This is a genomic window from Moorena sp. SIO3H5 (assembly GCF_010692395.1).
In the GTDB taxonomy this organism is placed as follows: Bacteria; Cyanobacteriota; Cyanobacteriia; order Cyanobacteriales; family Coleofasciculaceae; genus Moorena.
Genome location: NZ_JAAHHS010000211.1, coordinates 1 through 13,490 on the forward strand (window position 1 = coordinate 1; position 13,490 = coordinate 13,490).

The window sequence follows — 13,490 nt, forward strand, 5'->3', positions numbered from 1 at the left end:
TCAATACATTCCCCTGTTGGTATTGATTACCCTAATTAATTTTTACTTTGGACAAGCACTTGGGACGAATACAGTTCCTGGTTCCCATGCTACTAATTATCATCTCTCCAATGAAGAATGGCTATTGGCTGATAGTTTTTGGAATAACCGACGGTCAAGACTACTGTGCCTAGGAATTTTCCTAAATATTATCTTTTTGCTTGGTTTCAAGTATCTTCCTTTTCTCTTGTCTAACTTAGCAGTAATTCCCAACTTTACCATTGCCCAAGATGGGGCTAATTGGATTAGGGATAACTTAATTGTGCCTCTAGGAATATCATTCTTTATCTTTGAAGGCATTGCTTATCTGATTGATGTCTATCGTGGGGCTCCTGCCACTCGTAATCTACTCCAGTTTGCTGCTTATAAGTTGTTTTTTCCTAAACTTATTTCTGGTCCAATTACTCGTTATCATCCCTTTGCCCTTGAACTTAAAACCTTACAATTTCCGAGTCTTAACCGAGCAACAGAAGGATTTTGGTTGATTACATCTGGTGCGATTAAAAAGGCACTGTTAGCGGACCACATTGGGATTTTTGTTGATTTGTGTTTTGGCAATATAGAACGGGCTGGTAGTGGAGATTTATGGTTAGCTATCTTTGCCTACGGTTTACAACTCTATTTCGATTTCAGCGGCTATGTAGATATTGCCCGTGGTAGTGCAGTGTTACTAGGCATTAATCTTCCAGAAAACTTTGATTTTCCCTATTTCAGTATTAGCATTGCAGATTTCTGGCGTCGCTGGCACATCACTCTAGGGGATTGGATCCGCAACTATCTCTACTTTCCCTTGGGCGGTTCCCGTAAAGGGGTTGCTCGTACCTGCCTTAACCTATTCATCGTAATGGTCATTATTGGTATCTGGCATGGAGCAGCTTGGGGATTTGTAGCCTGGGGTGGCTTGCATGGTCTAGCCTTAGTCCTTCATCGCTTGACCGAAGCTTTCTGTGAAAATAGAGATGGGATAAAACGTTGGTGGCAAAGTTGGTCAGGGGTCTTGGTAAGCTGGTTTTTGACCCAATTTATGGTGTTTACTGCCTGGATTTTTTTCCGCATCCCCAATCTCAAACAAGCCAGTTTAGTCATCCAGAATCTCTGGGGTCACCCAGCTGACATCCAATTTGGTCAAAAAGTCTACTTAACCGCTATTGGTATGGAACGCTTCTGGGTGCTTCTGCTGTTAGTTAGCTTAGCAGCCTCAATGGCTGGGGTTTACAGTATCCGAAGGGGTCTGAAATTACAACTCAACTGGCCGGTGAAGTTGTTGTTGGTACCAGTAGGTCTCTATGTAGTTTGGTTGTTTGCTCCTCAGAGTGGTCTCCCTTACATTTATTTCGATTTTTGACTTGGGCGTAGCGCTATAACGCACTAGCACTCTATCAAAAGGGGCACATCGAACCGATAGGATAGTAGTAATGCTGCAATAATATAAGCTTTATACAAGACTTGAGAGAGAACGCTTTATGGATCTGGTTACACTCCAGAACAAATTAGATAATATTGCCTTTTTCGTCCTGTTTGTGACGATGTTAATTTACTGGGTAGGAGCCGCTTTTCCTAAAATTCCTTATTTGTCACCCTTAGGAACATCAGGCATGGCAACCGCCAACCTTTGCACTGCTACCCTACTCGGAGCAAGATGGCTAGAGGCAGGCTACTTCCCGATCAGTAATCTCTATGAATCCCTGTTTTTCCTGACCTGGGGAATTACCACAGTTCATCTAATTGCTGAAAACATGAGTCGCAGCCGATTGGTAGGGGTGGCTACTGCACCAGTCGCCATGGGAATTACCGCGTTTGCGGCTCTATCCCTACCACCAGATATGCAGGAAAGTGCTCCATTGGTACCTGCTCTGAAATCCAATTGGTTAATGATGCATGTTAGCATCATGATGCTCAGTTACGCCACCCTGATGGTCGGTTCCGTGGTAGCGATCGCATTTTTAGTAATTACCCGTGGTCAGAACGTGGAACTGCGAGGAAGTTCTGTCGGCACTGGTGGCTATCGCAGCAAGACTAACTTACCGAATAACTTACCAGGTAATTCCAATTTTAAACTACAGCGCAACGGTAAAGAATCAATTTCTCAGCCTCTAGTTACCTCTGATACCTCATCACCTTTAGCTGAACTGGGACAGAGTAATACAGCTAGTACTACAGCAGTGCTCGATTTAGTAACTACCCCCGACTCACCCGTAGAATCAGTATCCACAGCACCCACCCTCTCACCCCAGAGGCTTAATATTGCCGACACTCTCGATAATATCAGCTATCGTATTATTGGGCTGGGGTTTCCTCTGCTCACCATTGGGATTATTGCCGGTGCCGTTTGGGCAAACGAGGCTTGGGGTTCATACTGGAGTTGGGACCCAAAAGAAACCTGGGCATTAATTACTTGGCTAGTGTTTGCTGCCTATCTCCATGCCCGCATTACCCGTGGCTGGCAAGGACGCCGACCAGCAATTTTGGCAGGGACAGGACTTCTAGTTGTCTGGGTTTGCTATCTAGGAGTCAATCTATTGGGTAAAGGCTTACATTCCTACGGCTGGTTCTTCTAAGAACTCTATATTTCCGTGATTGAGTGCATGCCCTAAATTACTTCTACTGAAAACCTGCTTTAATGCCTAGAGGCATCGGAGAATTAACCCTAGGAAAACTACCTTTGACTCAAGGGAATAGTTGGGTCTATGGTTGGGAAGCTATGCAGAGGTGCGACCCGTGGCGAATTTAATTACGGGTCAAGCGCACCATTACGGTCTTGGGGGTTTCTCCCATGAGCGACTGCATCAAGACAATGAAACTCCTGCCCTCTAGGCATGGAAGCTTATCGAAAAGTTTGATCGGGGAAAATAGTTGTGGATAATCAGTTCAAGCCACTCGCTGTTGGTGAAGTACTATCAGTAGATGAATCTGCTCAAATCTTTATTGGTAACCGTACCTTTAGGGTCGGTGAATTCTTAGTTGCTATCAAAAAGAAATTGGTAGAAGTTTTAGGGGATGAATGGACTCCAGAACAGGAAAGTTGGTTTAGCGAATCGGGTATTCCCTGTGAAGTATTGCAATTTTCTGCAAATAACTGGCAGCAAGGCAAGGTAAGACTTAATTTAGAATTTTGTCTTGTTGAGGCTGAGGATAAAGTTGATAATATATCAGCTATTGGTGGTGAAACATTACAAAGCACATCAACCCAGGTAGCAGAAAAGCTAGACCTCACAGAGCCAGAAACTAGTAATGATTCTGGATTGGAGCTTGGAGTTGGAGCAGCCGCAGTTGCTGTAAGTGATCCTGAAATATCACTAGCTGAAGAACTGGTGGAAGATGCCTCAACTGCTATCTCTGATGAGATGACACTTCAACCAACACTTGATGCCGATGAAGACATTGCTATAGAACAAACCCCAACTAGTAGTGAAGATGAGTTTGATTTAGGAGACTTTTCCGATAGCGAGGAAGATATTTCTATAGAACAAACCCCAACTAGTAGTGAAGATGAGTTTGATTTAGGAGACTTTTCCGATAGTGATTCGGAAAGTGAGGAAGATATTGGTTTTGAAGAAACCCCAACTAGTAGTGAAGATGAGTTTGATTTAGGAGACTTTTCCGATAGTGATTCGGAAAGTGAGGAAGATATTGGTTTTGAAGAAACCCCAACTAGTAGTGAAGATGAGTTTGATTTAGGAGACTTTTCCGATAGTGATTCGGAAAGTGAGGAAGATATTGGTTTTGAAAAAACCCCAACTAGTAGTGAAGATGAGTTTGATTTAGGAGACTTTTCCGATAGTGTTAACGAAGATATAGAGTTCGTAGAATCACCCACAGCAGAGGAAGAAGATTTGCTGGATTTGTCAGCAGTATCAACAGACAGTAGTAATGATTTTGATCTCGGTGAAATGTCTGTTGATAGTGATGAAGACATGTTTAAACTGGACGATATTTCCTTTGATGAGGAATCAGAAAACGGTGATGATAATTCCCTAATGGATGATGTCTGGCAAGAAATGAATGAACTTAAATAAGCTGAACTAATAGTCTATTGGTAAATGTTCAAATGGGAGCATCGAGCGTGAAAACGCTGATTTTAAAGCTTTCAAAAACCTTGAGCGTTTAGGATTTATAGGATTATAGGTATCCATGACCTACAAAATTCAAAATGTCAAAGTTTTGGATAACCATTCATAACAACTCTAATGTCTGAGATACCGAGTTGGACACCTCTTCATGCACGGCTACATAGAACCCTGCGGCAAAAGAAGCTACTACCAAAGAATCAGCAGGTTTTAGTAGCCGTATCCGGTGGGCAAGATTCCCTTTGCCTAAGCAAACTACTGCTAGATTTACAGCCCAAGTGGAAATGGCAGCTAGGAATCGCCCACTGTGACCACCGTTGGCCCTATGATGAGGGAATTTCCCTTCATGTACAGCAAATTGCTCAGAGTTGGGGGCTTCCATTTCATTTACGAAGCGCCCCTGAAGTGAAAAAGAGCGAATCAGCAGCGCGGCAGTGGCGTTATCAAGCGCTGATTGACATTGCCCAAACTCAAGGTTATGCCACTGTTGTAACTGGTCACACAAAAAGCGATCGCGCTGAAACAGTCCTCTATAACCTGATCAGAGGTTCAGGGACTGATGGCTTGCAAGCTCTGACCTGGGAACGACCTCTCGTTCCTGGAGTAAGTCTGGTGCGTCCCCTACTTGACACATCCCGTAGCGAAACTCTCCAGTTTTGCGAGCAGCAGCAACTGTCCATTTGGGTAGATGCTTACAATCAAGACCTTAACTATGCCCGTAACCGCATCCGCCAAGAGCTATTACCCTATATAAAAACCCATTTCAACCCACAAGTTGAGACCGCATTGTCCCAAATTGCTGAAATCTTGCGAGCAGACGTGGAATATCTCGAAAATACTGCTGAGCAAATCCAAAAGCAAGCCATGGCAGTACCTACGGTCGAGGAAGATCCTGGTAGCAATAGCCCTCCACGATTGAACCGTCTGGTATTACAGCAAGCTCCCCTAGCTCTGCAACGTCGTGTGATTCGGAAGTTCCTTCAGGAAAACCAAGTCAAAGCCCTCAACTTTGAACAAATCGAAGCGGTGACTGGTTTAATTGCTGCTCCCAACCGTTCTCGAACGTCATCCTTTCCTGGTGGAGTAACAGCCTTGGTAGAAGAAGAATGGATTATCCTTAATACTGAAGTATGAAGTATTAAGTATTAAGTATGAACTACTAAACAGTTCTATCTCTTAGTGTCTGAGAAATTGTTCTCCTTCAACCTACCCTACACCGAATACGGGGCGAACAACATTCAACCAAAAACATTCAACCTTGGCCAAAAGGCCACAGGTGCGCGTTCAATATTAAACCTTAAACCTAAGAAGCTGCCAACTCTGGAGATTGGCTTAAGCTACTGATTATTTGGGATATTTGAGCGATCGCTTGTTGTTGAGAATCACCTGTTTTCTGGATGTGATTCAGAGCATTTGCGATCGCATCCAGCTTCTGTCGAATTTTCTTGAGACCATCTTGCAATGGCTGTAGGGTTTCTTCATAGAGATGAACTTTGCCCCAAAGTTGAGCTAGCTTCACCTGATTGGAGAGCAAACTTTCCTCCAAATTTTTTACCTGAGCCAGCTTAGCATCCTTTTCTTCGGTTTGTTGATTCATCAATTCTTCTGCTTGGCTAACCCTAAGGCGCATCTGTTCAACTTCTCGTTCTAGTTGTTGCACTTGATCTGACTTTTGTTTGCACTGTGCTTCTAGTTCGATCAAAATTGGTCCTAAGTCAATTTGCTGGTTTTGTTGACCATTACTATCCACAATTCCTTGCCGCAGTCGCAACACTCGTAGATGCTGATTTAGAATTTCTTCTCGTTCCCATAGAGTCCGACGTTGACCCACCAAGGTTCTATCCAGCATCTGGTAACGGTCTTGCTCATCTGCTAACTGGGTTTCTAAACTAATACGATCGTACTCACTAGCGACCCTAATCTGTTCTTGTAGTTCTTCAATCCCTTGGTGTTGGAGTGTTAGTTCTTCTTCTTGGTCATTGACGAAGCGTACAACTTTTTCCAAATCCTGCTGCAAATTCTGAACTATATCCTGTAACTCACCCAAGGGCATTTTTTCTAGTGCTGCAATATCCACCATTTGGCTAATCTTGACATCCCCTGATGTTGCTGCCATTCGAGCCAATTCTTGGTATAAATTTTCCTGAGTTTGGAGTTGCAGACTCAGCATCCTAGCTGATTCGAGCTTGAGCTCTAGATTAGTTTGCTGCACTTGCCTTTCCCGGTTTGCCTGTTCAGTAGATGCTTGTAATTGTTGTAGTTGTTGGGTTTGACGTTGGACTTCCTCCCCTTGACCCTTAACGTCTGCTTCCAATTTTTGAGCTAATAGACGCTGTTCATTTAACTGCTGCCAGTGAGTATCCAACACCGACTGCTGATGCTTGACTACTTCCAAGGCTTGATTAAGTGGTTCCAAGACAGATTGTGTTGATTCTGCTCCTCCTGATAAGCGATTGAGCAATTGCTGAATCACACCAGCCTGCTGAGCATCTAAACCAGCAGAGTATTGACCCTCTGAAACTTGCTCTTCTAAGCGTAGCTGCTGTCCCCGGAGTTGTTCCCAAGCACCTTCAAGCTCCTTACTTTTACGCTCCAATTCTTCGTTGAGTTTCGCAGTTTCTGCCTGATTACTTTCCAGTTCTTGGCGTTGTTGCTCTATTCTAGAAAAATCCTCCTCCATCGTTTGCATCTGCTCAAGCCGTGCTTCCATTTCCATCTCGCGACGGTTGAGTTCTTGACTTTGATAGGTCAAAGATTGCTTCCACTGCTCAATTTCTTCTTCCTGGTTTTTTGACTTTTCTAGCAAGCGAGAGAAATTTTGCAACAAATTGACTAACCTTCCCCCCGCTGCCTCGATTGTCACCTGTATTTGTCGATTCCCACTCAGGTTAACAATCACCAACGCACCATCACCAAAGTTATTGGCTTGTTCTGTTGGAAGCACTTCCTCCCCAGACACCTTATTCCAACTCTGGTCAGTCCGCTGAAAAGCCAGCAGTTTCAGTTCGGCCTGAGCTCTACCCATAAACCCAGTTTTCTGCTTTCTTACCTCTGCGAGATACAGCACACTGATCGTCCTCTTTTACTTTTATTGTGCCCAATTCTTGATTAACACATTTGAACGCTTAACCCCTTTGGGGTTGCAGGGTGGTAATTGTCGGAGATTATTGGTCAACCGACCTATTTTTGATCCTTTTGGCTATCAGTCCTCTAAAGGATGACGGCAGTCAGTATATTTAGACACTTAAAGTATTTTAAGGTATTTCCCAGACTTGATCTGCCAGTCGATAAAAGTGAGGAGAATAGAAATAGATTGATGAGGATAGTCTTAGGAATCTTCCCACAGAGGGGGTCTAGTTTCCCCAACCCGTCTAGTTTCCCCAACCGTTGAATTTTCTAGATTTAACATAACATTTTACCCCATCACGTTCTTCCCTTGTGCCTAATCCCTAATGAAGCTCACCCCACCTGGCTTAGCTCACGGTGGGGGTGTCCTATGCTAATCTCAAACTATCCCTAGTCCAGAGATCACATAGACAAGCCCAGCTTCTAGGCGACCGTCCAGAACTTTGGCTGAAACGGTCCTCACTGTCATTTCTGCGAGTGAGTTTAAGGATCCCCCTAGCAGCAATGTTGTAAGCGCCATTGAGATCCGCGTTGATGCGCTTACCCGATGGAAAGGTTGCTAGGGCATAATTTTTAGAATCACGCTTGACGGTGCCAGAACCGTCATAGGCCAGTTTTGAGGTATATGCCGCAACCACATCAATCACCTTGCCGCCCAACTCACGCCACTTCATCTCGGTGAAGTCTCGAATCATGGCCTTAAGCCACCCGTGAAACCGTTGCCGGAGGTGAGACCGTTTCCGTCCACCCCTAGCTTTCCAGCCTTTGAGGTTCTCAAACACGATGGCATCTGAGTTGAACTGCTGTGCAATCTGCACAATTCCCTTCGAGACAATATGGCTGATCTGCTGGTTGATATTGCGGCATTTGCGATAAGTATTAGAGCAAAACCCTTTGTGCAGGTTCCCACCTTTACCCATCGTTTGGCTGGCTCTTGTCGAAACCGACTTCAGTCGTTTATCCCTGCGGTCTATGTCTCTTCCAGGGTGAATGAACTCCCGATGGATTACAGTACCGTCGAAGGTGACGACTGTCACAGTTGCCGTGGTATTTATACCGAGATCCACGGCAACAACATTTTTATTGGGCTTCCGCTTCGGTGGCTTGCAATCAAACGGAACCGATAGATGGCATGACTTAGCATTGAGAATGAGCGACGGTGACAACATTTTATTACCTGCTATCTCATGTCGTTGACGAAGTCCCGTGATTTGAACCGTAGTCCACACCCAATCGGAACCCGTGAACACCTTAATATCAATGGCATCTAACCCATGCAGCTTGTAACACTGACCCTGATATAGAGTTGGGTAGCACCCAGCATTCGGGTTGAACCGTGGTGGCTTAGCATCACGACGTTTGCGGTTGCCTGCCTGCCAATCACGATACCGGGTCATGTAGCTGCTAACCTGGCCAATGGCAAAGCTGATAGCAGCTCTACGGTAGTAGCTTGGAAACTTATGGAACACTCGGTTGATTTGTGGGTATTTCACCTCTGGACGCTTAGCGCTTGCGTGCATCAATCCCTCAACCCGGGGCGTTTGTTCCTCCGATGACAACTTTCCTAGCTCTGGCCAGTGGGTAAAAACAATACCTACCAAATATCGACAGATACGACGATAGACCTTAATCGTTTGACTCAACAACATACGCTGCTCAGTGGTTGGATTAAGCATCCACTTGTCGGTTCTGATAATTTTAGTGGGTTTGTTGGTTAGCATGAATCTATCTTAAGCCATGTTGTCAGTTCTGAAGAAATACATCGAGAATCAGGGATATGATGACTAAATTTCGCAATCCTTGACCCCCACCTTTTCAGAGAGAGTTGGGGGAATGCGTCGTAATTTTGTTCAAATAAATATACTTAATTTATATGCTTATATGTTATCCAATGGTGTTTAAAGTCCTAACCTAGAACCTTGGACATCTTAGCTTAATTTTCCAGTAACCGTCAAAATCCCAGTCTTACCGCTAATCAGTTACTTCGGTCATGGTTAGCTGTCTGCAGCCATGGTAAGCTTCCACCAGTTGGCTTACAGAAGTCATTCCTTACTAACTCTGATCGCCTCACCCAATTTTTGGGAATTTTTTCAGTTTACAGTTAAGCCATTTCTTGAGCAAAGATAGATCAGTACCAGTTTATGGGCATCCTTTAACTCAATGACAGGTCATAATCTCAGATACATCAACAGGTTTTTAGGAGCACATTGTCTTTAAATGCAGGGAACTTTGAGTGAAATTGATATCCGTAGCATCCTGCAACTGATCGAGCTAGGTCAGCGAACCGGGGAACTCTTAGTCGAGGCATATAGCCCTCACCCTAGTAGCAAGGCTAGCAATAGTGGCAGCAATCGTTTTACCTCAGGTAGACTTTACCCGCAGCCAAAACTACCAAGTGCGCGTCCTTATTGGTTTGTCTTCTTCTTCAATGGGCAGATTGCCTATGCTGCCGACAGCGATGGGAGCTTGTCGCGCCTGCATGATTATCTGCGGCGCTATAAAGCTAATGATGCTCTCGAGCAATTGGAAACTCTGTCCATTGCGGCTACCAATGCTCTAGAGTATGGTTACCTTTGGGCTTTGTTAGAAAATCATGTTATCACGCCAAACCAAGGGCGAAGCATTATTCAAAGCATGGTTCATGAAACCCTTTTTGATTTGCTGAGCCTTCACCATGGCTACTTTGTATTTGAAATTGGTCCGGCATTAGCACCCCAACTTACTACATTAGAAATAGGACCATTGCTCAGAGAGATTATGAAGCAGGTGCAGGAGTGGAAGCAATTGTGCCCTCATATTCAATCTCCCCATCAGTGTCCAATGATTACTGCCCATGACCAGTTACAGGCTACACTGCCGGAAAAATCCTTTAGACTCATAAGCAGTTGGGTAGATGGCAAAACTTCTCTACGCCAATTGTCCCGTTATCTCCATCGCGACCTGATCACCGTAGCTCGGGCTATTTATCCCTATGTACAACAGGGGTCAATCCAAATGGTAACCCCCAAAGAAGCAGATACCCCAGCCATTGAAGAGCAATGGGAGTTCAAGAAAGTTACACGATCTGTTGTCTGTGTTGATGATGATCTCGCAGTTGGAAAAGCTGTGGAATATACCCTAGAAGCCAAAGGTTATAAAGTTACAGCAATTCAGAAGCCCCTAAAGGCTCTGAGTCAGGTTTTTCAACTCCAACCGGATCTCATCCTCTGTGACCTAGTAATGCCCGACCTAGATGGTTATGAGCTTTGTGGCATGTTACGCCAATCCAGAGCATTTCGGCAAACCCCCATCATCATGCTCACAGGCAAAGATGGCTTTATCGATCGCGTCAGAGCCCGGATGGTAGGCGCAACTGACTATTTAACCAAGCCCTTCGGAGATCATGAGTTATTGATGCTTTTGGAAAAATACATTTGGTCGAGGTGACCAACGAACAATGCCAAGATAGTAATGCCCTGACCAAAGAATTAGATCAAGGGGATAATATTGCTGTGTCAGCCTTTGAGTTATTAATACAGGCGTCTAACCCATCAGTTAATTAACCAAAACTATCCTAATTAAACCCACTGGTCAAGCTAGGAGCTTCCAAAAATTCAAGAAAAATCTAGTCTTTCTTGGTATCACCACCAATAGATGAGCGATACTGTAATCATGATTCAGTTTATAGACCCAAATCGGGCTATGGTTTAATTTCACAACCTTTCCCGAGGGTCGAGCTAGGAGTTATGAGTAAAGTTTTAGTTGTAGAAGACAGCCTTGCTCAACGGCAGATGATCTCAGACCTCCTCAAAGGTAGTGGTTTGAAGGTGGATGTTGCCAGTGATGGTGTTGAGGCTTTAGAACATGTTTTAGAGTCTTGTCCAGATGTAGTTGTCTTGGATATAGTGATGCCACGCATGAATGGCTATGAGGTGTGTCGGCGTCTTAAGGCTGACCCCAAAACTCAGAATGTGCCAGTGGTGATGTGTTCTTCAAAAGGTGAAGAATTTGACCGCTATTGGGGCATGAGGCAAGGTGCAGATGCATACATTGCGAAGCCTTTTCAGCCAACGGAGTTGATTGGAACAGTTAGACAGCTACTCAGAAGATAAATATATTGGTATTTGACGGTAATGGTTGCTAATCCGGACTTTGTAACTGACTCGGCTCTTGAACAAGCCCCAGAATTGCAGGAATTGGAAAGTCCTGAAGGCGAACTATACCTGCGGTTTTATCTGCCATCTGGTGATGAATTTGCTCTGCCCGCTACTGCTATCAAAGAGGTAATTGACCCCTCCCCTGAACAAATTACTCCTATTCCTAATGCTTCCCCGTTATTGTTGGGGACGTTCAATCGACGTGGACGGGTAATTTGGGTCTCCGATCTGGGTCAGTTTCTGGGAGATAAAACGGTTTTAAATACAGACCGTATGGAAATCCCCGTTATTGCTATTGAAGATCAAGACACTATGCTGGGGTTGGCAGTTCAAAAAATTGTCTGTACAGACTGGCTGGATGTGGAAAAGTTACATATGCCTACCAATGTTGCCGATAGTATGGCTCCTTTCTTACGCGGTGAGTGGTTGCTAGACATTGAGTCTAATCAGGTTTTGCGACTACTTGATCATGTGGCAATTATACGCTCAGCAAGGTGGGCAGCCTAAAACTAATTATTAAAAATTGAACATTAAAAATTAGTTGGATTAATTATTATTAAATATTAATTTTTAATGCTTCGGGAGGAGGTAAATGGCATCCAGTATAAATTACCCCCAGCAGTATGGGGAAGCCGAAAAAGCCTATATGCAGGGCAAATACCAAGAAGCGGCAACAATTGTTGATCGTTTGATTGAGGATTTCCCTAATGAACCCAGTGCGCTGCTACTGCGGGGTCATATTTACTGCTATGGTCTACAGCAGTACGATGTGGCGCGCCAACAGTATGAATCAGTACTCAATCTGACCTCTGAACCAGATTTTGTTAGTTATGCCAACAACGGTCTAGAGTACGCCCAGCGATCCACAAATGGTCATGAGGCTGCTGGGTTATCACCTGATGATGTCAATACATCACAGCTAAAACTAGATGAGACTGAGGAGTTGAGTGCAGAACCCACAGAAGGAAATTGGCAAGACTTTGCTGATTTTAATGATATTAGTGAATTTGACCCGGAAAGCTTAAGTTTTGAAAACACAGGGGTTGATGATTTTGCTTCAGAATCCACCTCACCCTTTAACGATTCTTTTCAAGATTCCACTAATGATGAAGCAAGCATAGAGTTACAGTCGGCTTCTAATCTAGACCCCTTTAGTATGGTCAGTGACCTAGAAGAAGACAGTGATGATTTAGAGAGTTGGGAAATTGCCTCTGAGGATTTAGAACTCGATCTTAACGCTGTCAGTAGTCAGACTTCTTACAATGGCACAGAAGGAGACTTTCCTGAACTCTCTCAAGAGGAGGGTCTACAAACATTTATGGTGTCTCCTGAGGCGAATTTAGACCAAGAACACTCAGATTATGCTCACTCTTATGGTTCAGAAGAGTTAAATAGTGAATCTAGCACAGTTGAGTTTAACGTCCTGGCTGAAGAAGAATTAGAGTCTCTGGCAGATTACGAGTTTAGCGATCTCGAGGAGCAATCAAAGAATTCCTTTGTTGAAGCCGCAACCCTGTTGATGAATTCAGCAGAGCTTGAGGGGAATTTTTACCCGACTCCAAGTTCTTATCATACCCCATTACCCCATGAAAATCATTCCAGCACCGAGCAGTCTTTGGAAACTGAGCAACCAAGGTCTGGGGAGACTCAAGCCTATGCTGACAATCAAGAGGACTTAGAATATCTCAATGATGAGGCGGTTGACTCTACTGAACCCTATTTATCCGAAAACTATGATTCGGATGAGGAACTTTTGGACTCAGCTTACGAACAAAATGGGTTCAACTCTACAAGCCCAGACCAAATTAATTTGGAATCCTTTGATGATGATTCTTGGACAATGGATGATGTAACCGAATCAGAAGAGGAAATATTGTCAGGAATTGAAGCACATCAAGGGGTAAAAGAGGGCTTTTTAGATGAGTTTGACCTATTTGATGATGATTTAGATTCAATCCCTGATTTCTCTGTTGATGATCAGCAACCACTCTCCAATGAGAGTGATGACAATAGTGATTTTGATGTATTAAGTAGTACTGGCTCAACACTGGGAAGTACTGGCTCAATGGATATGAACACCAGTGGTGTTAGTGCTGTAGCCAGTCATGATTATCCGTCAGCC

The 13,490-nt window shown here is 44.1% G+C and carries 9 protein-coding genes and 1 pseudogene; 8 read left to right on the forward strand and 2 right to left on the reverse strand.

Features of this window, described 5'->3' with window-relative positions; translation table 11 throughout:
- From F6K52_RS21240 to tilS, 4 genes are all read left to right on the forward strand, one after another.
- The coding region (locus tag F6K52_RS21240) for an MBOAT family O-acyltransferase (RefSeq protein ID WP_293082217.1) at positions 1–1,384 on the forward strand (1,384 nt) is incomplete at its 5' end.
- A 118-nt stretch (positions 1,385–1,502) separates the two neighbouring features.
- Positions 1,503–2,597 (forward strand): c-type cytochrome biogenesis protein CcsB, encoded by a 1,095-nt coding sequence (ccsB, locus tag F6K52_RS21245; protein ID WP_293082220.1) that lies wholly within the window; start codon positions 1,503–1,505, stop codon positions 2,595–2,597.
- Between the two features lie 297 nt (positions 2,598–2,894).
- Positions 2,895–4,055, forward strand: a complete 1,161-nt coding sequence (locus F6K52_RS21250; RefSeq protein ID WP_293082223.1) for a KGK domain-containing protein — start codon at positions 2,895–2,897, stop codon at positions 4,053–4,055.
- Positions 4,056–4,226: 171 nt separating this feature from the next.
- Positions 4,227–5,240, forward strand: coding sequence for a tRNA lysidine(34) synthetase TilS (gene tilS, locus F6K52_RS21255; protein ID WP_293082225.1), 1,014 nt, complete (start codon positions 4,227–4,229; stop codon positions 5,238–5,240).
- 169 nt (positions 5,241–5,409) lie between these two features.
- On the opposite strand, the gene hmpF is transcribed toward tilS, so the two are convergent.
- Both hmpF and F6K52_RS21265 read right to left on the reverse strand, forming a co-directional pair.
- On the reverse strand, positions 5,410–7,173 hold the full coding sequence (hmpF, locus tag F6K52_RS21260) for a pilus motility taxis protein HmpF (RefSeq protein WP_293082228.1): 1,764 nt from the start codon (positions 7,171–7,173) through the stop codon (positions 5,410–5,412).
- Positions 7,174–7,600: 427 nt separating this feature from the next.
- Entirely contained in the window at positions 7,601–8,908 is a 1,308-nt protein-coding gene (locus F6K52_RS21265) for a transposase (RefSeq protein ID WP_293082230.1), read from the reverse strand.
- A gap of 541 nt (positions 8,909–9,449) precedes the next feature.
- Between F6K52_RS21265 and F6K52_RS21270 the strand changes: the two genes are divergently transcribed.
- From F6K52_RS21270 to F6K52_RS21285, 4 genes and pseudogenes are all read left to right on the forward strand, one after another.
- Positions 9,450–10,658: a response regulator gene (locus F6K52_RS21270; protein ID WP_293082233.1), complete on the forward strand. Its 1,209-nt coding sequence runs from the start codon at positions 9,450–9,452 to the stop codon at positions 10,656–10,658.
- 299 nt (positions 10,659–10,957) lie between these two features.
- A complete protein-coding gene (locus F6K52_RS21275) occupies positions 10,958–11,323 on the forward strand; it encodes a response regulator (RefSeq protein ID WP_293082236.1) in 366 nt (121 codons plus the stop codon).
- 21 nt (positions 11,324–11,344) lie between these two features.
- Positions 11,345–11,875: a chemotaxis protein CheW gene (locus F6K52_RS21280; protein WP_293082239.1), complete on the forward strand. Its 531-nt coding sequence runs from the start codon at positions 11,345–11,347 to the stop codon at positions 11,873–11,875.
- Between the two features lie 85 nt (positions 11,876–11,960).
- Positions 11,961–13,490: pseudogene (locus tag F6K52_RS21285) on the forward strand (chemotaxis protein); the annotation flags it as partial.